The organism is uncultured Pseudomonas sp. (assembly GCF_913777995.1).
In the GTDB taxonomy this organism is placed as follows: Bacteria; Pseudomonadota; Gammaproteobacteria; order Pseudomonadales; family Pseudomonadaceae; genus Aquipseudomonas.
In genome coordinates this window covers 76,073-100,025 of record NZ_CAJYVE010000041.1, presented here as the reverse complement: position 1 = coordinate 100,025, position 23,953 = coordinate 76,073, and the positions used below count along the sequence as shown (strand labels likewise).

Annotated in this window: 15 protein-coding genes; 9 read left to right on the top strand and 6 right to left on the bottom strand. The window is 65.7% G+C overall.

From position 1 onward, the window contains the following. The first annotated feature begins 348 nt into the window (after nt 1-348). On the top strand, nt 349-5,205 hold the full coding sequence (locus QZ497_RS18070) for an NAD-glutamate dehydrogenase (protein ID WP_295477466.1): 4,857 nt from the start codon (nt 349-351) through the stop codon (nt 5,203-5,205). A 180-nt stretch (nt 5,206-5,385) separates the two neighbouring features. Here QZ497_RS18070 and acnB read toward each other — a convergent pair whose 3' ends face one another. Next, complete coding sequence (gene acnB / locus QZ497_RS18065; protein WP_295477464.1) at nt 5,386-7,995, bottom strand: bifunctional aconitate hydratase 2/2-methylisocitrate dehydratase; 2,610 nt, start codon at nt 7,993-7,995, stop codon at nt 5,386-5,388. A 497-nt stretch (nt 7,996-8,492) separates the two neighbouring features. On the opposite strand from acnB, the gene QZ497_RS18060 reads away from it, so the two are divergent. Beyond that, nucleotides 8,493-8,963 carry a DUF1289 domain-containing protein gene (locus tag QZ497_RS18060; protein ID WP_295477462.1) on the top strand — a complete coding sequence of 157 codons (471 nt, stop codon included), beginning with the start codon at nt 8,493-8,495 and terminating at the stop codon, nt 8,961-8,963. 11 nt (nt 8,964-8,974) lie between these two features. Here QZ497_RS18060 and QZ497_RS18055 read toward each other — a convergent pair whose 3' ends face one another. Further along, nucleotides 8,975-9,835 carry a universal stress protein gene (locus QZ497_RS18055; RefSeq protein WP_295477460.1) on the bottom strand — a complete coding sequence of 287 codons (861 nt, stop codon included), beginning with the start codon at nt 9,833-9,835 and terminating at the stop codon, nt 8,975-8,977. A gap of 144 nt (nt 9,836-9,979) precedes the next feature. Here QZ497_RS18055 and miaE point away from each other — a divergent pair, with 144 nt between their 5' ends. The 5 genes from miaE to QZ497_RS18030 all read left to right on the top strand — a co-directional run bounded on the left by miaE (nt 9,980) and on the right by QZ497_RS18030 (nt 15,498). Continuing rightward, nucleotides 9,980-10,591, top strand: a complete 612-nt coding sequence (miaE, locus tag QZ497_RS18050) for a tRNA isopentenyl-2-thiomethyl-A-37 hydroxylase MiaE (RefSeq protein WP_295477458.1) — start codon at nt 9,980-9,982, stop codon at nt 10,589-10,591. Nucleotides 10,592-10,733: 142 nt separating this feature from the next. Then, complete coding sequence (locus QZ497_RS18045; RefSeq protein WP_295477456.1) at nt 10,734-11,222, top strand: MarR family transcriptional regulator; 489 nt, start codon at nt 10,734-10,736, stop codon at nt 11,220-11,222. A gap of 11 nt (nt 11,223-11,233) precedes the next feature. After that, on the top strand, nt 11,234-12,685 hold the full coding sequence (locus QZ497_RS18040) for an efflux transporter outer membrane subunit (protein ID WP_295477496.1): 1,452 nt from the start codon (nt 11,234-11,236) through the stop codon (nt 12,683-12,685). Nucleotides 12,686-12,690: 5 nt separating this feature from the next. Then, entirely contained in the window at nt 12,691-13,896 is a 1,206-nt protein-coding gene (locus QZ497_RS18035) for an HlyD family efflux transporter periplasmic adaptor subunit (protein WP_295477454.1), read from the top strand. Nucleotides 13,897-13,905: 9 nt separating this feature from the next. Beyond that, complete coding sequence (locus QZ497_RS18030) at nt 13,906-15,498, top strand: DHA2 family efflux MFS transporter permease subunit (RefSeq protein ID WP_295477452.1); 1,593 nt, start codon at nt 13,906-13,908, stop codon at nt 15,496-15,498. Between the two features lie 17 nt (nt 15,499-15,515). Here QZ497_RS18030 and QZ497_RS18025 read toward each other — a convergent pair whose 3' ends face one another. The 4 genes from QZ497_RS18025 to QZ497_RS18010 are packed head-to-tail and all read right to left on the bottom strand — an operon-like array spanning nt 15,516 to nt 21,959. Beyond that, entirely contained in the window at nt 15,516-18,560 is a 3,045-nt protein-coding gene (locus QZ497_RS18025; protein WP_295477450.1) for an efflux RND transporter permease subunit, read from the bottom strand. A 3-nt stretch (nt 18,561-18,563) separates the two neighbouring features. Beyond that, complete coding sequence (locus QZ497_RS18020) at nt 18,564-19,673, bottom strand: efflux RND transporter periplasmic adaptor subunit (protein ID WP_295477448.1); 1,110 nt, start codon at nt 19,671-19,673, stop codon at nt 18,564-18,566. A gap of 16 nt (nt 19,674-19,689) precedes the next feature. Next, a complete protein-coding gene (locus tag QZ497_RS18015; RefSeq protein WP_295477446.1) occupies nt 19,690-20,493 on the bottom strand; it encodes a MipA/OmpV family protein in 804 nt (267 codons plus the stop codon). Then, nucleotides 20,490-21,959: an efflux transporter outer membrane subunit gene (locus QZ497_RS18010; RefSeq protein WP_295477444.1), complete on the bottom strand. Its 1,470-nt coding sequence runs from the start codon at nt 21,957-21,959 to the stop codon at nt 20,490-20,492. The genes QZ497_RS18015 and QZ497_RS18010 overlap by 4 nt, the downstream gene beginning before the upstream one ends. 98 nt (nt 21,960-22,057) lie before the next feature. Here QZ497_RS18010 and QZ497_RS18005 point away from each other — a divergent pair, with 98 nt between their 5' ends. Together QZ497_RS18005 and QZ497_RS18000 are read left to right on the top strand one after the other, a co-directional pair. After that, on the top strand, nt 22,058-22,747 hold the full coding sequence (locus tag QZ497_RS18005; protein ID WP_295477442.1) for a response regulator: 690 nt from the start codon (nt 22,058-22,060) through the stop codon (nt 22,745-22,747). A 16-nt stretch (nt 22,748-22,763) separates the two neighbouring features. Next, nucleotides 22,764-23,942: an ATP-binding protein gene (locus QZ497_RS18000; protein ID WP_295477440.1), complete on the top strand. Its 1,179-nt coding sequence runs from the start codon at nt 22,764-22,766 to the stop codon at nt 23,940-23,942. Nucleotides 23,943-23,953 lie beyond the last annotated feature (11 nt).

Sequence of the window (23,953 nt, the reverse complement as noted above, 5' to 3'; positions counted from 1 at the left end):
GGTCGGTAATTGTGCCAGTCCCTAATGAACTTTTCCTAACGTCGCCATGGTGTTTTCCGGCTGCTGCCGTGGCCCTTGGCCCGTTACCTGTCTGCTAGTCGATGACCGAATATGTCGCAGCCTTGTAAGCCCTGTATGGACCGCTGTCGTTAAGCTGACCGGCGACAAACGGTCGCATGCCCTGCCTGACAGGCCCGGCGCGCTTTCTGACGCAGTTCTCGGAAATGGCATTGAAACACCTCGGTCCCCTGAGCATCGCCCGTTTACTTCTACACTCGATCCTGTCGACCCACGGATCGTGGCAAAAAGCCCGTCTCCTTCTAAAAAAGCCAAAGCGGAGTAACATCGATGGCGTTCTTCACCGCAGCCAGCAAGGCCGACTTCCAGCATCAACTGCAAGCGGCCCTGGCGCAGCACATCAGCGAACAGGCACTGCCACAAGTGGCGCTGTTCGCCGAGCAATTCTTCGGCATCATTTCCCTTGACGAATTGACCCAGCGTCGCCTTTCCGACCTGGCGGGCTGCACCCTTTCAGCCTGGCGGCTGCTCGAACGCTTCGAACACGACAAACCCCAGGTACGGGTCTACAACCCCGATTACGAGCGCCACGGCTGGCAGTCCACCCACACGGTGGTCGAGGTGCTGCATCACGACCTGCCCTTTCTGGTCGACTCGGTACGCACCGAGCTGAACCGCCGCAGCTATAGCATCCACACCCTGCAGACCACCGTCCTGAGCGTGCGACGCGGCGCCCAGGGCGAATTGCTGGAAGTGCTGCCCAAGGGCACCATCGGCGAGGGCGTGCTGCAGGAATCGCTGATGTACCTGGAGATCGACCGTAGTTCCAATGCCAGTGAGCTGAGCGCTCTGGCGCGCGAACTGGAGCAGGTGCTCGGCGAAGTGCGCGTAGCCGTCGAGGACTTCGAGCCGATGAAGGCACGGGTCCACGATGTCCTGGCGGCCATCGACGCCGGCGCGCATGGCATCGACCCGGAGGAGGTCGACGAGGTCAAGATCTTCCTGCAGTGGTTGCTGGACAACCATTTCACCTTCCTGGGCTACGAAGAGTTCCAGGTGCGCCTGGAAGCCGACGGCGGCCACATCGAGTACGATCCTTCGTCGTTCCTTGGCCTGACCAAACTGTTGCGCGTGGGGCTCAGCAGCGAAGACCTGCATATCGAAGACTACGCGGTGAAGTACCTGCAGGAGCCCACCCTGCTGTCGTTCGCCAAGGCTGCACTGCCCAGCCGTGTACACCGCCCGGCCTATCCCGACTACGTGTCGATCCGCCTGATCGACGCGGCGGGCAAGGTGGTCAAGGAGTGTCGTTTCATGGGGCTGTACACCTCGTCGGTGTATGGCGAGAACGTGCACCGCATTCCCTATATCCGTCGCAAGGTCGCGGAGATCGAGCGCCGCTCCGGCTTCGACGCCAAGGCCCACCTGGGCAAGGAGTTGGCCCAGGTCATCGAAGTGCTGCCGCGTGACGACCTGTTCCAGACCCCGGTCGACGAGCTGTTCGGCACCGTGATGTCCATCGTGCAGATCCAGGAACGCAACAAGATTCGCGTGTTCCTGCGCAAGGACCCGTACGGGCGCTTCTGCTACTGCCTGGCCTATGTCCCGCGCGACGTGTACTCCACCGAAGTGCGGCAGAAGATCCAGCAGGTGCTGATGGATCGCCTCAAGGCCAGTGACTGCGAATTCTGGACCTTCTTCTCCGAGTCGGTGCTGGCCCGCGTGCAGCTGATCCTGCGCGTCGATCCGAAGATCACCCTGGATATCGACCCCGTGCAGCTGGAGAACGAGGTCATCCAGGCCTGCCGTTCCTGGAAGGACGACTACGCCAGCCTGGTCATCGAAAGCTTCGGCGAGGCCCAGGGCACCAACGTGCTGGAAGACTTCCCGAAAGGTTTCCCGGCCGGCTACCGCGAGCGCTTCGCCGCGCATTCGGCGGTAGTCGACATGCAGCACGTGCTGAGCCTGTCGGAGAGCAACCCGCTGGTGATGAGCTTCTACCAGCCACTCGCCGGCCGCCGCCAGCAGCTGCACTGCAAGCTATATCACGCCGATACCCCGCTGGCGCTGTCCGATGTGCTGCCGATCCTGGAGAACCTCGGCCTGCGCGTGCTCGGCGAATTCCCTTATCGCCTGCAGCATGTCGATGGCCGTGAGTTCTGGATCCACGACTTCGCCTTCACCTACGCCGAAGGCCTGGACCTCGACATCCAGCAGCTCAACGACGTCTTGCAGGACGCTTTCGTGCACATCGTGCGCGGTGATGCCGAGAACGACGCCTTCAACCGCCTGGTGCTGACTGCCGGCTTGCCGTGGCGCGACGTGGCTCTGCTGCGTGCCTATGCGCGCTACCTCAAGCAGATCCGCCTGGGCTTCGACCTGGGCTACATCGCCAGCACCCTGAACAACCACACCGAGATCGCCCGCGAGCTGACCCGGCTGTTCAAGACCCGCTTCTACCTGGCGCGCAAGCTGGCCAGCGAAGACCTCGATGACAAGCAACTGCGCCTGGAGCAGGCGATCCTCACCGCCCTGGACGACGTCCAGGTGCTCAACGAAGACCGCATCCTGCGTCGCTACCTGGACCTCATCAAGGCCACCCTGCGCACCAACTTCTACCAGACCGACGCCAATGGCCAGAACAAGAGCTACTTCAGCTTCAAGTTCAACCCGCGCCTGATTCCCGAACTGCCAAAGCCGGTGCCGAAATTCGAGATTTTCGTCTATTCGCCGCGCGTCGAGGGCGTGCACCTGCGCTTTGGCAACGTGGCTCGCGGCGGCCTGCGCTGGTCGGACCGCGAGGAAGACTTCCGCACCGAGGTGCTGGGCCTGGTCAAGGCGCAGCAGGTGAAGAACTCGGTGATCGTGCCGGTGGGTGCCAAGGGTGGTTTCGTACCGCGCCGTCTGCCGGCTTCCGGCAGCCGTGACGAAGTGCAGGCCGAGGCCATCGCCTGCTACCGCATCTTCATCTCCGGCCTGCTGGACATCACCGACAACCTCAAGGAAGGCGCGCTGGTGCCGCCGGCCAACGTGGTACGTCACGACGATGATGACCCGTACCTGGTGGTCGCAGCCGACAAGGGCACCGCGACCTTCTCCGACATCGCCAACGGCATCGCCCTGGACTACGGCTTCTGGCTGGGTGACGCGTTCGCTTCGGGCGGTTCGGCCGGCTATGACCACAAGAAGATGGGCATCACCGCCAAGGGTGCCTGGGTGGGCGTGCAGCGGCATTTCCGTGAGCGCGATATCAACGTGCAGCAGGACAGCATCACCGTGATCGGCATTGGCGACATGGCCGGTGACGTGTTCGGCAACGGCCTGCTGATGTCCGACAAGCTGCAACTGGTGGCGGCCTTCAACCACCTGCATATCTTCATCGACCCGAATCCGGACCCGGCTAGCAGCTTCGCCGAGCGCCAGCGCCTGTTCGACCTGCCGCGCTCGGCCTGGACCGACTACGACGCCAGCCTGATCTCCGCCGGTGGCGGGGTGTTCCCGCGCAGTGCCAAGAGCATCACCATTACCGAGCAGATGAAGGCACGCTTCGACATCAAGGCCGACAAGCTGACCCCGACCGAGCTGATGAATGCGTTGCTCAAGGCACCGGTGGACCTGCTGTGGAACGGCGGTATCGGCACCTATGTGAAGTCCAGCGAAGAGAGCCACGCCGACGTCGGCGACAAGGCCAACGACGCGCTGCGCGTCAATGGCAACGAGTTGCGCTGCAAGGTGGTGGGCGAGGGTGGCAACCTGGGCATGACCCAGCTGGGCCGTGTCGAGTTCGGCCTGCATGGCGGGGCGACCAACACCGACTTCATCGACAACGCTGGTGGCGTGGACTGCTCCGACCATGAGGTCAACATCAAGATCCTCATCAACGAAGTGGTGCAGGCCGGTGACATGACCCAGAAGCAGCGCAACCAGCTGCTCGAGAGCATGACCGACGAAGTCGGCCACCTGGTGCTGGGCAACAACTACAAGCAGACCCAGGCGCTGTCGCTGGCGGCGCGGCGTGCCTATGATCGCATCGCCGAGTACAAGCGCCTGATGGGTGACCTGGAGGCGCGCGGCAAGCTCGACCGGGTGATCGAATTCCTGCCTTCGGAAGAGCAGATCGCCGAGCGCGTCGCCGCCGGCCATGGCCTGACCCGTGCCGAGCTGTCGGTGCTGATCTCCTACAGCAAGATCGACCTCAAGGAAGCGCTGCTGGAATCCCGCGTGCCGGATGACGACTACCTGGCGCGTGACATGGAGACCGCGTTCCCGTCGTCGCTGGGCGCGCAGTATTCCGCCGCCATGCGCAACCATCGCCTCAAGCGCGAGATCGTCAGCACCCAGATCGCCAACGATCTGGTCAACCACATGGGCATCACCTTCGTGCAGCGCCTGAAGGAGTCCACCGGCATGAGCGCTGCGGCGGTCGCCGGAGCCTATGTGATCGTGCGGGACATCTTCCACCTGCCGCACTGGTTCCGTCAGATCGAGGCACTGGACTACAAGGTGCCGGCCGAGATCCAGCTGACCCTGATGGACGAGCTGATGCGCCTGGGCCGTCGCGCCACGCGCTGGTTCCTGCGCAGCCGCCGCAACGAACTGGATGCCGCCCGTGATGTGGCGCACTTCGGTCCGCATATCGCGGCGCTGGGCCTGAAGCTCGACGAACTGCTCGAAGGCCGCACCCGTGCCGTCTGGCAGGAGCGCTACGAGGCCTATGTGGAGTCGGGCGTGCCTGAGCTGCTGGCGCGCATGGTGGCCGGTACCACGCACCTCTACACCCTGTTGCCGATCATCGAGGCTTCCGACGTGACCGGCCACAACGCCGCCGACGTGGCGAAGACCTTCTTTGCGGTGGGCAGCGCCCTGGAAATCACCTGGTACCTGCAGCAGATCAGCAGCCTGCCGGTGGAGAGCAACTGGCAGGCCTTGGCCCGCGAGGCGTTCCGCGACGACATCGACTGGCAGCAGCGGGCGATCACCATCTCCGTGCTGCAGATGCAGGACGGGCCGGAGGATCTGGAAGCGCGCCTGGCTCTGTGGCTGGAGCAGCACGCGGCGATGGTTGAGCGCTGGCGCGCCATGCTCGTGGAGTTGCGTGCCGCTACGGGTACCGACTACGCGATGTACGCGGTGGCCAACCGTGAGCTGCTGGACCTGGCCATGAGCGGGCAGGCCGCGACCGTGTGAGGCGCTTGGCATAAGCCGCTTGTAGAGAGCTTGTGCCCCGGGGGCTGGCCGCGGCGTGTGCCGCGACCAGCTTGCGGTCCTGCCGGGCTCTCTGGGCGCCACAAAGTTGTTCGCAAGACAAAAAGAAACCCCGCACTTGGCGGGGTTTCTTTTTTACAGCGCTACAGCCAGGTCAGGGCATCAGGCCTGGACGACCGGGATGTTGGCGGTGGCCGCCGCGTCGCGGAACTCGGCGATCTGGTCGAAGCTCAGGTAGCGGTAGACGTCGGCAGCCATGCTGTCGATGTCCTTGGCGTACTGCATGTACTCCTCGACGGTCGGCAGCTTGCCGATGATCGAAGCCACGGCAGCCAGCTCGGCCGAAGCCAGGTAGACGTTGGTGGCGTCGCCCAGGCGGTTCGGGAAGTTACGGGTCGAGGTGGAAACCACGGTCGAACCGGTCTGTACGCGAGCCTGGTTACCCATACACAGCGAGCAGCCTGGCATTTCCATGCGCGCGCCAGCCTTGCCGTAGATGCCGTAGTAGCCTTCTTCGGTCAGCTGGTGAGCGTCCATCTTGGTTGGCGGAGCCAGCCACAGACGGGTCGGAATACCGCCCTTGACCTTGTCCAGCAGCTTGCCGGCAGCGCGGAAGTGACCGATGTTGGTCATGCACGAACCGATGAACACTTCGTCGATCTTGTCGCCCGCCACGGTGGACAGCAGGCGAGCGTCGTCCGGGTCGTTCGGCGCGCAGAGCACAGGCTCCTTGACGTCGGCCAGGTCGATCTCGATGACGGCAGCGTATTCGGCGTCCTTGTCGGCTTCCAGCAGCTCTGGCTTGGCCAGCCAGGCTTCCATCGCCTGGGCGCGGCGCTCCATGGTGCGGGCATCGCCGTAGCCTTCGCTGATCATCCAGCGCAGCAGGGTGATGTTGGACTTCAGGTACTCGGCGATGGAGGCTTCCGGCAGCTTGATGGTGCAACCGGCAGCCGAACGCTCGGCCGAGGCGTCGGACAGTTCGAAGGCTTGCTCGACGGTCAGTTCGTTGAGGCCTTCGATCTCCAGGATGCGGCCGGAGAAGATGTTCTTCTTGCCTTTCTTCTCTACGGTCAGCAGGCCTTGCTGGATGGCGTAGTAAGGAATGGCGTGTACCAGGTCGCGCAGGGTGATGCCAGGCTGCATCTTGCCTTTGAAGCGCACCAGGACCGACTCCGGCATGTCCAGCGGCATGACGCCGGTGGCCGCGGCGAAGGCGACCAGGCCGGAACCGGCCGGGAAGGAGATGCCGATCGGGAAGCGGGTGTGCGAGTCGCCGCCGGTGCCGACGGTGTCAGGCAGCAGCATGCGGTTCAGCCAGCTGTGGATGATACCGTCGCCAGGACGCAGCGACACGCCGCCACGGGTGCGGATGAAATCCGGCAGGGTGTGGTGGGTGGTGACGTCGATCGGCTTAGGATAAGCCGCGGTGTGGCAGAACGACTGCATGACCAGGTCGGCGGAGAAGCCCAGGCACGCCAGGTCTTTCAGCTCGTCGCGGGTCATCGGGCCAGTGGTGTCCTGGGAGCCGACGGTGGTCATCTTCGGTTCGCAGTAGGTGCCAGGGCGCACGCCTTTGCCTTCCGGCAGGCCGCAGGCCTTGCCGACCATCTTCTGCGCCAGGGTGAAGCCCTTGCCGCTGTCGACCGGTGCTTCAGGCAGGGCGAACAGGTCGGTTGGGCCCAGGCCCAGCTCGGCACGCGCCTTCTCGGTCAGGCCACGGCCGACGATCAGCGGGATACGGCCGCCAGCGCGGACTTCGTCGAGCAGCACCGGGGTCTTCAGTTCGAAGGTGGTGATGACTTCGTCGGAACCGTGCTTGCAGACCTTGCCGGCGTGCGGGTAGACGTCGATCACGTCACCCATGGCCAGGTTGGTGCAGTCGAATTCGATCGGCAGGGCGCCGGCGTCTTCCATGGTGTTGTAGAAGATCGGGGCGATCTTGGTGCCGAAGCAGAAACCACCCGCGCGCTTGTTCGGCACGTAAGGGATGTCGTCGCCGAAGAACCACAGCACGGAGTTGGTCGCGGATTTACGCGAGGAACCGGTACCGACCACGTCACCGACGTAGGCGACCGGGAAGCCTTTGGCCTTGACCGCTTCGATCTGCTTCAGGGGACCAACGGAACCCGGCTGCTCAGGCTCGATGCCGTCGCGGGCCATTTTCAGCATGGCCAGGGCGTGCAGCGGGATGTCGGGACGCGACCAGGCATCCGGGGCTGGGGACAGGTCGTCGGTGTTGGTTTCGCCAGGCACCTTGAATACGGCCAGGCTGTACTTCTCGGCGATGGCTGGCTTCTTGGTGAACCACTCGCCGGCGGCCCAGGATTCCAGGACGGCCTTGGCATGCGCGTTACCGGCCTTGGCTTTCTCAGCCACGTCGTGGAAGGCATCGAACATCAGCAGGGTGAACTTGAGTTGTTCGGCGGCGACGGCGCCCAGTTCGGCGTCGTCGAGCAGCTCGACCAGGGTGGCGATGTTGTAGCCGCCCTGCATGGTGCCCAGCAGTTCGGTGGCGCGCTTGCGGTCGATCAGGGGAGAGGAGGCTTCGCCCTTGGTGATGGCGGACAGGAAACCGGCCTTGACGTAGGCGGCTTCGTCGACTCCTGGTGGAACGCGGTTGGTGATCAGGTCAACGAGGAAAGCTTCTTCGCCAGCCGGTGGGTTCTTCAGCAGCTCGACCAGGCCTGCGGTTTGTTCGGCGTTCAGCGGCTGGGGCACGATGCCCTGGGCGGCACGCTCTTCGGTGTGTTTACGGTAGGCTTCAAGCACAGTATTACCCTCATCAGTGGTCCCAAATGGGTGTCCGGGACGCTCATCCAGAAATTGTCCATTACTCTGTATGCCGATGCTCGGTCGAGCATCCTGGCCAAGAGTAGTGGCAATTCCTTACGAAGCTGTTTTCAAAGTTTTACGCCTGCAGGACGGCTGGGTGGGACGGTCGGTGGCCATTCTTGATGAGGGAACGGCCGTGCCGACACCGGACTGCGGGATAACTTGACTGTGCTCGTGACGCTTTGAAAACAGCTTCTGACGGACATTGGCGCCTTACAAGGCCCGGTGATTCTACGGCAAAACTTTCTCGAAGGTAAGCGCGAGCGCGGCGGCCATCGCTGCCGCCTTGCCGCTGCAAAGCGCCGCGCAGCCAGGGCAAAGGCCCGGCTGGCGCGGCCTGGCAGCATCAGGGGGCTTAGCCCTGCAGGTCGAGGGGTGACCCTCATTAGACAAAGGGCTAACATGGCGGCTCGTTCTACCAGCCGCAGCCCGCCATGCCCGATCAGATCATCAAGACGCCCTGCGTCGGCCTTTGCTCCACCGTGTTCGGTGACCGCGTGTGCCGGGGCTGCAAGCGTTTCCATCATGAAATCGTCAACTGGAACAGTTACGGCGAGGATGAGAAGCGCGCGGTCTGGCTGCGCCTGGAACAATTGCTGGTGCAGGTGATGACCGCCAAGGTCGAGGTGTTCGACCCCGAAAAGCTGCGCTGGCAGCTGACCCAGCGCAAGATCCGCTTCGTCGCCCACCAGTCCGAGTACTGCTGGGCCTATCAGCTCATCGCCCGCGGTGCGCGGGTCATCAGCAATGTCGAGGCCTACGGCTTCGTGCTGTTGCCGGAATTCCGCGACTGGCTGCTGCCCGACCTGCGCGATGCCATCGACCGCGAGTTCTTCCTGCTTTCCGACGCGCACTACGAGCGCTACATCGCCCCTTCCTTCCTGCGTGACGCACTGGGCGCCTGAAGGCGTTGCCTTCAGCCTTGGAACAAGGCTTCCAGGTGCTCGATGATGGCCTCGGTCTTGAGCACCAGCACATCGCTTTCCAGTGTGTCGAGCACCACCTCGGCGGTATTGCCCACCAGGGCGCCAGCGATGCCGGTGCGCGCCACGGTGCCGATCACCGTGACCGCTGCCTGCAACTGGTGCGCGGTATGCGGAATCAGCACGTCGGCCGGGCCTTCGGTGACGTGCAGGTGGGCATCGGGGATGTCGAAGCGCTGCTGGAAGGCTCGGCACTGCTCGCGATAGTGCGCTTCGATGGCGCTGCCAGGCTGGTAGGCCGGGTCTGCGGCCGAGAGAGTCGGTGCCGGGTGGGCGGCGATGACGTGCAGGTCGCCGCGCGCCAGCATGGCCAGGCCATAGCCGTGATCAATGATGGCTTCGTGCAAGGCCTGATGCTGGCTTTCCGCGTTGTCGACATCCACGGCGGCGAGCATCACCGCGCCGGCCCAGGGCTGGTCGTGTTTGACCATCAGCACCGGGCTGGGACAGTAGCGCAGCAGCTTCCAGTCGTCGGGGGTAAGCAGCGCCTTCTTCAGCGGGTTGTCAGGGTAATGCTGCTTGATGACCAGCCCACAGCCTTCGGCCTGCTGGGCCTTGATGACGGTTCGATGCAGCGAGCCGTGCCAGTCCTGGGCGGCACTGACGCTGAAACCCTGTTCCTGCAGGTTGATTCGTGACTCGGCCAGCCAGGGGCCGTGGTCGTGGCGCTGATCGCAGACCAGCAGGTGCAGGTGGGCGTGAGTAACTCCGGCGATCAGGCGTGCCCGCTTGAAGGCGAGGTGGTCGTGGCTACCTGGGTCGACGACCACCAGAATGCTGCGGATCGATTGCATGATGCGCGCTCCACACACGGGCTGACCTGCTCACTATAGTCGCTGGGCGCGCTGAGGGCCTGATGTGGATCAGCGAATCAGGCTCGCCGCATGCAGAGGTGGCTCGTATAATGCCCGGCTTTGCCCAGCCGTTGCCGTGAGCCTATGTACCCGATCCCTGAAATCGAAGCCTTCCTGTTGTGCCGTACGCCCGATGCCTGGGTGCAGGCGGCGCTGCGCAACCTGGACATTCTGCTGATCGACCACGCCAACAACGAGAAGAAGGCCGCCGGCGCGGCGTTCCAGTTCATGTTCCAGTACAACGACAAGTTCGACCTGCAGGCTAAGATGTCGCGCCTGGCGCGCGAAGAGCTGCGGCATTTCGAACAGGTCATCAGCCTGATCCGCAAGCGTGGCATCCCCATGGCCAATGTCAGTTCGGCGCGCTACGCCGGTGCCCTGCGCAAATGCGTGCGCAATCACAATCCCTTCCGGCTCACCGATGCGTTGATCGTCGGTGGCATCGTCGAGGCGCGTTCCTGCGAGCGTTTCGCCGCCTTGGTGCCGCACCTGGATGAAGAGCTGGGCAAGTTCTACGCGAGCCTGCTCAAGTCTGAGGCGCGGCATTTCCAGGATTACCTCAAGCTGGCCTACCTGTACGGCGACAAGGCTGACGTGGATGCCAAGATCGAAGAAATCCGCCTGGTCGAGAAGGAGTTGATCGAAAGCCCCGACGAGGACTTTCGCTTCCACAGCGGCGTACCGCTGGCAGCCTGACGCCCGCACTGCACGCGCCGGACCGCCCTTGTGGCGGTCTTTTTTTGCCTTGATTGAAAGCAAGCTAACTAATGTTTTGACATTTGCTGTCATGGCAGTAATATCGTGTAACAACTGCCTAAGCAGCTATCTGGGTGATCCTTTGAAACATTTCTCGCCGGACAACTTCGAATCCAGCCTCATGGGCATGCTGATCGGGCGTACCAATGCCCTGAAGGACCGCACACTCGACAAATACCTGCTGCCCTACGACGTGACGTTCGCGCAGTACAAGGTGTTGATCGTCATCGCGCAGTTCGCCTCCGATACGCCGGTGGAAATGTGTCGTCACCTCAGCCTTGATAGCGGTTCGATGACCCGCATGCTCGACCGCCTGGAACAGAAAGGCCTGATTTTGCGCAATCGCTCCGATGCCGACCGACGCCAGGTCAAGGTGGTGCTCACCGACAAGGGGCAGAGTCTCGCTGACCTGCTGCCGAGCATCGGGGCCGATGTCATGAATGACCTGTTCGCCCCGCTGGAGCGCGAGGAGGTCGAGTCTTTGCAGCGCATTCTCACCAAGGTGCTGGTGGCGGCCGACGACCCGATCATCCTCACGCGTCTGAGCTTCAAGTCGAAGGTGGCGCCATGAGCCCTCTGTTCCTGTTGCGACGTGCCGTACCCCTGGCTATTGCCATCGGCCTGGCCGGCTGCGCCAGCTCTGCCGGGCTGCACCCGCAGGCCGAGCGCATGCCGGCGCAGAACCTGGAGGCCGCCAGCAGCCTGCGCGACATTCCTCTTTCGGCAGCGGCCTGGCCGCGTGATGACTGGTGGAAGAGCCTGGGTGATGCCCAGCTCGACCGCTTGATCGACCAGGCCCTGCGCGACAGTCCGGACATGCAGGTGGCCAGCGCCAGGGCGCACCAGGCCATGGCCGAGGCCGATGCCGCCGATGCCGCGCGCATGCCCAGCCTGGATGCCAGTGCTGCGGTCACCCGCTCGCGCCTGGCGCGTGACCAGGACCCGCTGGGGCAGGGCAACCGCTACAGCACGGTGCGTAACCTGGGGCTGAACTTCAACTACAGCTTCGATCTGTGGGGCGGTCAGCGTGCCGCCTGGGAAGCCGCACTGGGCCAGGCTCGGGCTGCCGAGGTGGATCGCCAGGCGGCGCGGCTGACCCTGGCCACCGATGTGGCCCGCGCCTACAGCCAGCTGGCGCAAGCCCATGTGATGCGCGACTTGGCCACCGAAGACCTGCAGCGCACCCGGCAGATGCTCGACCTGGGCCAGAAACGCCTGAGCTCGGGCATCGACAGCCAGTATCAGTTCCAGCAGAGCCAGAGCCTGGAAGCCGGTGCCCGGCAGGCCCTGCTGGACGCCGAGAGCCAGTTGCGCAGCGCGCAGATCGCCCTGGCGGTGCTGCTTGGCAAGGGCCCCGATGAAGGCAGCCGCCTGGCGCGCCCGCAAGTGCTGCAGCCAGCGGTCGCTCAGCTGCCGTCGTCGCTGCCCGCCGAGCTGCTCGGTCGGCGCCCTGACGTCGTCGCGGCGCGCTGGCGCGTGGAGGCGGCCGGCAAGGGCATCGAGGCGAGCAAGACGCGCTTCTACCCCAACCTCAACCTCAGTGCCGCCGCCGGCACCGAGTCGCTGCTGGGCGATGCGCTGTTCGGCAGCGCCAGCCGGTTCTTCAACATTCGCCCGACCGTGTCGCTGCCGTTGTTCGATGGCGGTCGCCTGCGCGCCGACCTCGACGCCCGGGATGCCGACTACGAGCTGGCCGTGGCGCAATACAACAAGGTGCTGGTCGCCGCCCTCGGCGAGGTTGCCGACGGGGTCGGCCAGTTGCGCGATATCGACGGCCAGGTGCAGGCGCGCCGCGAAGCCACCGACATCGTGCGGCGTTCCTTCGATACCGCGACCCAGCGCTATGCCGCCGGCATCGGCAACTATCTGGACGTGCTCAGCGTCGAGCAGCAGCTGCTGCAGTCGCAACGTCAACTGGCGGATCTGGATGCCCGGCGCATCGATCTGTCGATCCGCCTGATGCAGGCCCTTGGCGGCGGCTTCATCGCCGATGCCCAGGCTGCTCAGGTGCCACCTGTTTCTCTGCAAAGGTAATCGCCATGGCCGACGCCACTTCTGCTTCTTCATCCACCGCCGTGACCAAGGACCAGCCCTCCGGCAAGCGCAAGGTCATGCTCCTGGGCCTGGCCGCCGTGGTGATCGCCGCCGGCCTGGGGGCCTGGGCCTGGCATGAACTCTATGGCCGCTGGGGCGAGAGCACCGACGATGCCTACGTCAACGGCAACGTGGTGGAAATCACGCCGCAGACCACTGGCACGGTGATCAGCATCGGTGCCGACGATGGCGATCTGGTGCGCGAAGGCCAGGTGTTGCTGAAGTTCGACCCTGCCGATGCCGAGGTCAGTCTGCAGAACGCCGAAGCCAACCTGGCCCGGGTGGTGCGCCAGGTACGTGGCCTGTACAGCAACGTCGACGGTATGAAGGCGCAACTGGCGGCGCAGCGTGCGGCGCTGCAGAAGGCCCAGGACAATTACAACCGGCGCCGTAACCTGGCGGCCAGCGGGGCGATTTCCCAGGAGGAGCTGTCCCACGCCAAGGATGATCTGGTCAGCGCGCAGAGCGCCCTGAACAATGTCCAGCAGCAACTGGCCAGCAGCGTGGCGCTGGTGGATGACACGGTGGTTTCCTCGCACCCGGACGTCAAGGCCGCCGCTGCGCAAGTACGCCAGGCCTGGCTGGCCAAGGCGCGTACCACCCTGGTCGCACCAGTAAGCGGCTACGTCGCCAAGCGCAACGTGCAACTGGGCCAGCGTATCCAGCCGGGTGTCGCGACCATGGCGGTGATTCCCCTCGACCAGTTGTGGATCGACGCCAACTTCAAGGAAACCCAACTGGGCAAGATGCGCATCGGTCAGCCGGTAGAGATTCATGCCGACCTGTACGGCAGCGACGTGACCTACAGCGGCACCGTCGACAGCCTCGGCGCCGGCACCGGCAGTGCATTCGCCCTGTTGCCGGCGCAGAACGCCACCGGCAACTGGATCAAGATCGTCCAGCGCGTGCCGGTGCGGATCCACATCAACCCGCAGGAACTGGCCGACCACCCGCTGCGCATCGGCCTGTCGACCACCGTGGACGTCGACCTGCACGACCAGAGCGGTCCGGTGCTCGCCCAGCAGCCGCCGCGCCAGCCGAGCTTCAGCACGGCCGTGTATGACCAGCAGCTGGCCGAGGCCGATACGCTGATCAATCGCCTGATCCACGAAAACAGCGCCGGCACCGCCAAGGCCACCGCGCAGCGCTGATCCGCCCATGTGCATGCCCCGGCCCGCTGGCCGGGGCGCCGTTTCCGTGTCCAGGACCCCGCCATGAGCCAGAACGCTCCCGCTTCATTCACACCGCCGAGCCTGCTGCTGTCGACCATCGGCCTGTCGCTGGCGACCTTCATGCAGGTGCTCGATACCACCATCGCCAACGTGGCCCTGCCGACCATCTCCGGCAACCTGGGGGTCAGCTCCGAGCAGGGCACCTGGGTCATCACCTCGTTCGCGGTGAGCAACGCCATCGCCTTGCCGCTGACCGGCTGGCTGAGCCGCCGCTTCGGCGAGGTCAAGCTGTTCATCTGGGCCACGCTGCTGTTCGTGCTGGCCTCGTTCCTGTGCGGCATCTCGCAGTCGATGCCGGAACTGGTGGGCTTTCGCGTGCTGCAAGGGGTGGTGGCCGGGCCGCTGTACCCCATGAGCCAGACCCTGCTGATCGCCATCTACCCGCCGGCCAAACGGGGTATGGCCCTGGCGCTGCTGGCGATGGTCACGGTGGTGGCGCCAATCGCCGGGCCGATTCTCGGTGGCTGGATCACCGACAGCTACAGCTGGCCGTGGATCTTCTTCATCAACGTGCCCATCGGTCTGTTCGCCGCCTTTGTGGTGCGCACTCAGATGGCCAAGCGCCCGGTCAGCACCAGCCGCCAGCCCATGGACTACATCGGCCTGATCACCCTGATCATCGGCGTGGGGGCGTTGCAGGTGGTGCTGGACAAGGGCAACGACATGGACTGGTTCGAATCGAACTTCATCATCGCCGGTTCGCTGATCTCGCTGGTGGCCCTGGCGGTGTTCGTGATCTGGGAAATGACCGACCGGCACCCGATCGTCAATCTGCGGCTGTTCGCGTACCGTAACTTCCGTATCGGTACCCTGGTGATGGTCTTCGGCTATGCGGGCTTCTTCGGCATCAACCTGATCCTGCCGCAGTGGCTGCAGACCCAGATGGGCTACACCGCGACCTGGGCGGGACTGGCTGCCGCGCCGATCGGCATCCTGCCGGTGGTGCTGTCGCCACTGGTGGGCAAGTATGCGCATCGCTTCGACCTGCGCCTGCTGGCCGGCCTGGCGTTCCTGGCCATGGGGCTGTCGTGCTTCATGCGTGCGGGGTTCAACAGCGACGTGGACTTCCAGCACGTGGCGATGGTGCAGCTGTTCATGGGGATCGGTGTGGCGCTGTTCTTCATGCCCACGCTCAGCATCCTGCTCTCGGACCTGCCGCCGCAGCAGATTCCCGACGGTTCAGGGCTGGCGACTTTCCTGCGTACCCTGGGCGGCAGCTTCGCCGCCTCGCTGACCACCTGGATCTGGATTCGCCGCGCCGACCAGCATCATGCCTATCTGAGCGAGAACATCAGCAATTTCGACCCGGTGACCCGCCAGACCCTGGATACCCTCGGCGGCGCCGGGCCGCAGGCCTATGCGCAAATGGAGCGCATGCTGAGCAGCCAGGCCTACATGATGTCCACGGTGGACTACTTCTACATGCTGGCGTGGATCTTCATGGGCCTGATCCTGCTGGTCTGGCTGGCCAAGCCGCCGTTCGCCGCCAAGGCCGCGCCGCCCGGTGGCGGCGGGCATTGAGTGGTCGCTGCGTCGGCTTATCCGGGCGGCGCCGTGGTGTGGCGATCGTCATCAGCGCCATACAGCAGCGAGTACAGAACGGGGATGAATCCCAGGGTCACCAGGGTGCCCAGGGCCAGACCTCCGATCATGCTGATGGCCATGCCGGTCCATAGTGCGCCACCGAACAGCATCAGCGGGATGAGCCCCAGGATGCAGGTCAGCTTGGTCATGATGATCGGCCGCAGGCGGTCCAGCGCTGCCTGCATGATGGCCTGGCGCAGCGGCTGGCCCGCAGCGGCTTCGACCTCGATGCGTTCGAGCAGCAGCACGGCGTTGTTGACGATGATGCCGGCCAGCGACAGCAGGCCGAAGGTCGCCATGAACCCGAATGGGTAGCCGCTCAGCCACAGCGCCAGGGCGACGCCGATGAGGATGAACGGAATGCTGGCGACGATGATCAGCACCTTGCGCCATGAATCGAACTGCCACACGAACAGCAGCAACATGGCGAATACCGCCAGGGGCAGGTAGCGCAACAAGGCGTCGTTGGCTGCTGCCGAGTCTTCGATCTCGCCACCCATTTCCAGGTGGTAGCCGCTGGGCAGCATCAGCTCGGCGAGGCGTGGTTCGAGGGCTTGCATCAGGCTGTCGGCGGTCATCCCGGGGTTGCGGCCACTGACGGTAATGGCGCGCTCCTGGTTGCGCCGTACCCGCACGCTGGCTTCCGAGGCCAGGCTGAGGCTGGCGACCGCCGACAGCGGCAGCGCTGCGCCACCTGCACTGGGGTAGACCGGCGTATCGGCCAGTTGCACGGCGCTGGCGGGGCGGGCGCGGGCGATGATCTCCAGGCTGTACTGGCCGTCGCGCAGCGGCGTCACGCTCACGCCCTGGTTGGCCAGGCGCAGGGCCTGGGCGATGTCCTGGGTGTCCACGCCGGCGCGGCGGGCCCTGTCCTGGTCGATGTTGACCTGGTAGCGCAGTACCCGCGGGCCCCAGTCATTCTGGATGTCGAGGGTCCCCGGCAGCGCCGCCAGCAGGTTGGCCATTCGCTCTCCCAGCTGGCGCAGGGTGGCGTCATCCGGGCCGCTGATCCGGTATACCGCCAGACCGCTTTCGGTGCTGCCCAGCGAGAAGCGCTTGGGCTGGGCGCGTACGTCGGGGTACTCGCTCAGCAGGTGATCACGGACCCGGTCCATGACCTGTTGCAGGTCCGCCCCCGGTCGGGTGGTGATGGTGAAGTACGCCACCTCCGGGCCGGGCAGCGGCGGGTTGAGGCCCAGCACGATGCGCGGGCCGCCTTCGGCGACATAGCCGATGCTTTCTCTGATGTCGGGGTCCTTGCCCAACCAGTCACTGAGCGCCTGCATGCGCTGCATGCTGCGTTGCGCATGGGTGCCGGGCTCGAGCTGGATCGGCAGCTGGAACTGGTTGCGGTCTGACGGCGGCAGGAAGTCGTAGGGCAGGCTGAGCAGCTTCAGGCTGGCGGCGCCCAGCAGCACCAGCATGGTCAGGATGTACAGCGCGCGGTGGCGCAGCGCCACGGCCAGCAGCCGGGCATAGCCGCGGTGCAGTGTGCTTGCGCTGGTGGCGCTGGACGACTCGTGACCCGGCGCGCGGACCAGGCGCAGGCTCAACAGGGGTGTGACGGTCAGGCTCAACGCCCAGGAACCGAGCAGGGTCAGGGCCAGGACCACCGCCAGCGAACGCAGGTATTCATTGGTGCTGGTCTGGCCGAGGAAGAACGGCGAGAAGGCCAGGATGATCACCAGCGAAGAGGTCAGCAACGGTACGGCCAGGGTGCGGCCTGCCGCTTCACAGGCCTGGCGGCGCGGCTCGCCGGCACGCAGGCGCCGCTCGATGTCTTCGGCGATGACGATGCCATTGTCCACCAGCAGGCCCAGGGCCAGGATCAGCGCGGCGATCGACACCGTCTGCAACTCGATGCCCAGGGCGCGCATCAGAATCAGGCTGGCGAGCACGGTGAGCGGCACTATGGTGCCGACGATCAGCCCGATGCGCCAACCCAGGAACAGCATCACCACGCCCATGACGATGACCATGGTTTCCATCAGCACATGTTGCATGCGCTGCATGGCGTGATGCACCACGTCGGCCTGGAAGGTCACCCGATGCAGGCTGAAGCCAGTGGGCAGGCGCTCGCCCTGCGTACTCAGGGCGCTGTCCAGCGTCTTGCCGAAGTCCTCGACGTTGAGCCCGGGGTTCATCGAGATGCCCAGCACCAGCGCACGCTGGCCACGATAGAACGCCGCGCTCTGCGGCGGGTCCTGGGCCTGGATGGCGATCTTTGCCAAGGCGCCCAGGGGCAGGGTGGTGCCGTCAGGCAAACGCACCGGCAGGTCATGCAAGGTTTGCGGGTCGCGCACTTCACCGCTGAGCGACAGGCTCAGGCTCTGCGGGCCGCGCAGCAGGGTGCCGGCGCTGCTCAGGCCGTTCTGGTTGTGCAACTGGCGCAGGATCTCGGCGGGCGGCAGGCCCAGGCGCGCCAGGATGAGTGGATCGAAGTCCAGCGCAACCTGGTTTTGTTGCAGGCCGTACAGGGCGATACGTTGTACGCCCGGCAGGCGGTACAGCGCGCGGCGCAGGCGTTCGGCCTGTTCGTGCAGCTCGCTCAGTGAAAAGCCCGGTGCGGTGAGGGCGATGGAGGCCACGGCAACCTGGCCGAAGTCATCGTCGACCTGCGGCCCCTGAGTGCCCTCGGGCAAGCCGGGCGCGACTTCCGCGACCTTGTTGCGCACCCGCTGCCAGAGCGCCGGCAGATCGGCGACCTCGTCGCGGGCGGTGATCTGCACGATGGCCTGGCCGGGGCGCAGGGTGGTGGCCAGCGTCTTGAGTTCGGGCAGTTCGCGCAGTTTGTCCTCCAGCGGTCGGGCCAGCAGCGCTTCGACCCGGTCTGTGGGCAGGCCTGGCAAGGCGACACTGACCAAGGCGTCGCGGATGGTGACGTCAGGTTCTTCCTGGGATGGAAAACCGATGAAACTCTTGATGCCGCCAAGCAGGATTGCCAGCGCGAGGAACAGCACCAGCCGCGAGCGGGATAAAGCCAGGTGGGTGATGGACATGAATCAATCCCGAACGATGACAGTGGTGGGCTGGTAGCGCGTGACACGCTCGCCCGGCCTGAGGAATGCGGCGCCGGCCACCACGACCTGGTCGTAAGGCTGCAGGCCGGCACTGATCAGCGCCTGGTCGCCCTGCAGGGCGGCGACGCGCACGTTGCGCAGCACCACCTGGCTGGAGCCTTCCATGAACAGGTAAACCTGGGCGCTGCCGGCGTCCTGGCCGGGCAGCAGGGCGCTGCTGGCAACCGCCAGTGACGAGGCACCATCGGCGGGCAGTTGCACGTTCAGCACGCTGCCGCTGGGCAGTGTGGTCTGGCCATCCGGCAGCTCGAAGACGGCCTCCTGCAGCAAGCCGTTTTCGGCCACCGGTGACAGGCCGATCAGGCTCAATTCGACGTTGCCGCCGCCGGCCGCCAGCAAACCCTGTGCGCGGTCGCCGGGCTTGAGCCGCTGGGCGTAGCGGCTCGGTACCTGCACCACCACCTGGCGCGGGCCATTGCCCTGCAGGGTCAACAGCACTTCGCCGGCGGCGACCTGGCGCAGCGGTTGCGCGACCCTGCTCACCACCCGGCCGGCAAAGGGGGCGACCAGGCGCGTGAGGTTCAGCTCGCGGCCGGCCTGTGCGGCCTCGGCGTCGGTGACCTGCGCTTGCGTTCGCGCGGTTTGCAGCGCCGTGTCGCTGCGTTCGAGGTCCGCCGCCGAGGCATTGCCCTGGCTGAACAACTGCTGGGTGCGCTGGTGTTCATGCCGACGCTGGGTCAGGTCGATGGCGCTGGCGCGGCGCCGAGCTTCGGCCTGTGCCAGGCGCAGACGTGCCGCTTCGCCGTCCTGCTCGACCAGCACCTGGCCCGCCGCTACCTGTGCACCGACTTCCACGGTCATGCGCGTCACCCTGCCAGGCTGCTCGAACGCCAGCGCGCTGTTCTGCGCCTGGCGTATCACCCCTGGGAGCACTGGCGCCGCGCTGTCCAGGCTGTACGGCATGGCCAGCTTGACCGCGCGCGGTGGCGGGCTGCCGGGCGCGGCGCCCTGCGAACAGCCGCCCAGCGTGAGAAACGCAGCGAAGCCCAGCCCGGCCAGGCGGGCCCGGCGGGTGGGAGAGTGGCCAGACATGGCAGGACCTCCTGGGTCAGAAGCTGTAGGTCAGGGCGAGGGTGCCGGTCGCAGCGGTACTGCGCTGCAGCAGCGGGCTGTCGCGGACCTGATCGGTGTAATGCGTCACGGTCAGCGTGGCCAGCGAGCTCCAGTGCGTATCGAAGTTGTGCAGCCAGTTCAGCGCGGTGGAGTAGGCGTAGATCCCGGCATCGCTGCGCTCGATGGCAAAGCCGCTGTTCAGGCTTTGTTGCGGGGTGACACCGAACCAGGTCTGGTTGAAACGCTGGCTACCGGCGTGGGCATCCAGGTCCACGGCCAGGGTGTCGCTGTCGGTGTGCAGCGTGATGGCTTCCAGGCCCATGCGGTAGCGGTCGCCACGCTGTTCGCCGGCCACGCGCCATTCGCCTTCCAGGTTGAGGCTCAGCCAGGGCGTCAGGGCCTGGCTGAGGTTGAGGTCGAAGACCGTGGCGCCGTTGATTTCGCCCATGCCACGCAGGCGGTCGCTGCCGGGGCGGGAGTTGCTGTCACGATCGTCACGGCCGAAGTCGTAGTTGAACGCTCCGCTCAGGGTCAGACCCTGCGGCGATTGCCATTGCAGGCCAAGACCGCGGGTGGTGTCTGCGAACAGCACGCCGCGCTGCACGCTGACCAGCGGGACGACCTGCGGTCGATAGTCCTTCGAGCCCATGTAGCGGCTCGCGGCACCGGCTGCCAGGCCGACGCTGACATCGGTGTGGTCGCCCCACAGCGATGGCTCGGCGGCCTGGGCCAGGGGTAGCCCGGACAGCGCCGTGAGGCACAGGGCAAGCAGGGGGCGGGGGCTGGGTCGGTAGGTCATGGTGAGTTACCTTCAAGGTTGGCTTCAGGAAGTGCTACGGAGTCGTCGATGCCGTGCAGGGCGCGATACAGGCGCAGGTGGTTGTCGAACAGTGCCTGGCTGGCCTGGCTGAGGGCCTGGCTGGTCTGCAGGGTGTCCAGGCGTGCCTGCAGACGCGCCTGGAGGCTGCCGGCTCCGGCCTGCCATTGCTGCTCCTGGCGCTGACTGTGCCGCTGGGCCAGTTGCTGGCGGGCTTGCAGGTTCTGCCATTGCGCCAGCAGTTGGCGGCGTTGTTCGAGGCCGCTGGCCATGTCGCGGAAGGCGTTGATCAGCGTGCGCTGGTAGTCGGCGACGGCCATTTGCCTGGCCACTTGGGCGGCATCCAGATTGGCCTGGTTGCGGCCACCGTCGAACAGCGGCAACGACAGCGACGGGCTGAGCAGGCGCAGGCCGCTGCCGGAGCTGAACAGGTCATGCAGCGCCGGGCTGGCGACACCCAGGCCGGTACTCAGGCGAATGGACGGAAAGAACGCCGCCCGCGCCGCGCCGATACCGGCATCGGCGGCGCGCAGGCGCTGTTCGGCGGCACGCACGTCGAAGCGTTGCAGCAGGCGCTCGGAGGGCAGGTCGGCGAGTTCGCCGGGCAGCTCTGCTGGCGCCAGGGGGCTGGTCGCTGGCGGCATGGGCGAGGGCAGCAGCCGGTAGCCGGTGACCCAGGCCAGGGCCTGGTAAGCCTGGGTGCGCTGGCTCTGGCTGTCCTGCCAACGCTGCCGGGCTTGCAGCTCCTCGTTCTGTGCAGCGTCCAGTTCGGCGGCGGCAACGGCGCCCGCGGCGACCTGTGTCTGCAGGCTGGCGCGCAACTGCCGGCTGACCTCGGCGGCGTCGCTTGCGATCTGCAACGCTTCGTCCGCCTGCCGCGCCTGCAGGTAAAGGCGTGCCACCTCGGCCACCAGCGCGCCGCGTGCGGCCTGGCTGCCCAGGTCACTGGCCAGCAATTGGTGGCGGGCCTGCTCGCTGAGGCTGGCCAGGCGACCGAAAAAGTCCAGCTCGAAATCACTGACCCCCAGCGTGGCGGTGGCCAGGTCTTGTTTGTAGCGTTCATCCAGGACCGGGTCGTTGAAGCGTTGGTGCTGGCGCTGCACCTGCAGGCCCAGGACCGGCCAGCGCTCGGCCTGGCTCAGGCCGAAACGACTGCGCGCCTGCTCGACCTTCAACTGGGCGATCCGGTAGTCTCGATTGCCGGCCAGGGCCTGACTGACCAGTTCCGCCAGCAAGGGTTCGTGGCTCAGCTCGCCGAGCAGGCGACGTTCGTCGTCCTGCAGTGCCACGCCCGGGCCGATGCTGGTCGGTGTGGCGGTGGTCGCGTCGAGCCGGGCGGGCAAGGGCGAGGCCGGCGGCTGATAGGCCGGGGTCAGCGAACAGCCCGGCAGGGCCAGCAGGCTGGTGATGAGCAACGCGCTGAGGAAGTTGAAGGGACGGGCTGTCATGATCCTGCCGACCGGGGCTGTTATGGTTGGCGGCAGCTTATGCAGGCAATATCAAGATTCCTTCGGGGAATTGTTCAGATTTGGTCAAGAGTGCAGACGTGAGCGATAAACGAATACTGATCGTCGAAGACGACTGTGACAGTGCCAGTGTGCTGGAGGCCTACCTGCTGCGTGATGGCTTCGTCGTGGCCCTGGCGGCCGACGGGCGTGCCGGCCTGGAGCAGTTCCAGCAGTGGCGGCCCGACCTGGTGCTGCTGGACATGATGCTGCCGCGCCTGAACGGCACCGAGGTGCTGGCGCAGATCCGCCGCGCCGGGCAGACACCGGTGATCATGGTCACCGCCGTCGGCGACGAGCCGGAGAAGCTCGGTGCCTTGCGCTACGGCGCCGACGATTACGTGGTCAAGCCCTACAACCCCAAGGAAGTGGTCGCGCGGGTGCACGCGGTGCTGCGCCGCAGTGCCCCGGCCCCTCAAGAGGAACGCTGGCTGCGCCACGGACGCCTGGCGGTGGACCTGGAAAGCGTGCGCGCCGGGGTGGAGGGCGCTGACGGCGCCCTGTGCCCACTGGACCTGACGCCCACCGAATATGCCTTGCTCAGCATTCTCATGAGCACCCCGCACAAGGCCTTTACCCGTGAAGAGTTGCTCGAACGCTGCCTGCCGGAGAGCGACGCGTTGGGGCGGGTGGTGGATACCCATCTGCACAATCTGCGGCGCAAGCTGGAAGCCGCCGGGATCATGGGCGTGCCGGTGACCGTGCGCGCCGTCGGCTATCGCTTCACATGAGCCGCAGGGGCGTGCGATGAAACCTCAACGGCCGTTGTGGCAGTGGGTCGGCTGGCGCATGAGCCTGCTGGCGATTGGCGCGGTGGTGCTGATCGCCGGCTGCATGTATCTGTACTTCCTGTGGGGCGACTGGTACATCATGCGCAACGTCCCGGAGGCGGCGCGCAGCGAGCTGCTGGAGCTACGCGCCGCGCCGCAAGCCAATCAGCAGCGGCTCTGGGAGCTGTTCAGCCGCTACTACCCCGTAGAGAGTTTTCTGCCGGGCATCGCCAGCCGTGACTGGTGGGTGCTGCTGGGCCTGGTGCTGGCGGCCGTGCCGCTGATCCTCCTGGCGGGGTTTCGCCTGTCACGACCTCTGTCGGGGCAGGTTTCGGCGATTGCCGCCGCGGCCCGCCAGGTCGCCGCCGGGGACCTGGAGACGCGCTTCGACGTGGCGGCCACGGCGCCGGATGAAGTGCGTTGCCTGGCCCAGGACCTCAATCGGCTGACCACCCGCCTGCAGCAGTACGAGATCGACGTGCGCGATTCGAGCGCGATCCTCGCTCATGAGCTGCGTACCCCCCTCAACGCGGCTTCGGTGAGGGTGCAAGGCATTCTCGACGAGGTGTTTCCCGCCGACACCCGGCAACTGGAAATGGTCAAGCGCCAGCTCGACCTGCTGGGCACTCTGGTCGGCGACCTGCATACCCTGTCGTTGGCGCGCGCCGGCCAGTTGGCCCTGGAGCAGCGCGAATTCATCCTGGCGGCACTGGTCGAAGAGCGTCTGGCCTGGTTCGCACCGCAGTTGCAGGCCGAAGGCGTGAACCTGCGCCTGGCGCTGCTGCCCGGCCAGCAACTGTGGGCCGACCGCGAACGGGTCGGCCAGTTGCTCAACATCGTGCTGGAGAACTTCCTGCGCTATGCGGCGGCGGGCGGCGAGCTGGAGATCGTGCAGACCCAGCAGGACGAGCGGATGGTCCTGGCCTTTCTCGACCGTGGCCCCGGAATTGCCGAAGAGGACCTGGAAAAGGTGTTCAACCGCTTCTGGCGCGCCGACAGCTCGCGGGCCCGGCATCTGGGCGGCAGCGGCCTGGGGCTGTCCATTGCCCGGGCGATCTGCGAAGCGCATCAGGGACGGATCGAGGCGCAGTGCCGGCCCGGTGGTGGAGCGGTGATTCGTATCGAACTGCCGGTGAGCTGCGCGGCAGGTGCATAGCCTTGCCGCCA

Coding starts and splice junctions, on each gene's coding strand:
- QZ497_RS18060 (WP_295477462.1), top strand. CDS start 8,493: ATGCCCGATCAGATCATCAAGACGCCCTGCGTCGGCCTTTGCTCCACC.
- QZ497_RS18015 (WP_295477446.1), bottom strand. CDS start 20,493: ATGACCTACCGACCCAGCCCCCGCCCCCTGCTTGCCCTGTGCCTCACG.
- QZ497_RS18035 (WP_295477454.1), top strand. CDS start 12,691: ATGGCCGACGCCACTTCTGCTTCTTCATCCACCGCCGTGACCAAGGAC.
- QZ497_RS18070 (WP_295477466.1), top strand. CDS start 349: ATGGCGTTCTTCACCGCAGCCAGCAAGGCCGACTTCCAGCATCAACTG.
- QZ497_RS18000 (WP_295477440.1), top strand. CDS start 22,764: ATGAAACCTCAACGGCCGTTGTGGCAGTGGGTCGGCTGGCGCATGAGC.
- QZ497_RS18010 (WP_295477444.1), bottom strand. CDS start 21,959: ATGACAGCCCGTCCCTTCAACTTCCTCAGCGCGTTGCTCATCACCAGC.
- QZ497_RS18020 (WP_295477448.1), bottom strand. CDS start 19,673: ATGTCTGGCCACTCTCCCACCCGCCGGGCCCGCCTGGCCGGGCTGGGC.
- QZ497_RS18055 (WP_295477460.1), bottom strand. CDS start 9,835: ATGCAATCGATCCGCAGCATTCTGGTGGTCGTCGACCCAGGTAGCCAC.
- miaE (WP_295477458.1), top strand. CDS start 9,980: ATGTACCCGATCCCTGAAATCGAAGCCTTCCTGTTGTGCCGTACGCCC.
- QZ497_RS18025 (WP_295477450.1), bottom strand. CDS start 18,560: ATGTCCATCACCCACCTGGCTTTATCCCGCTCGCGGCTGGTGCTGTTC.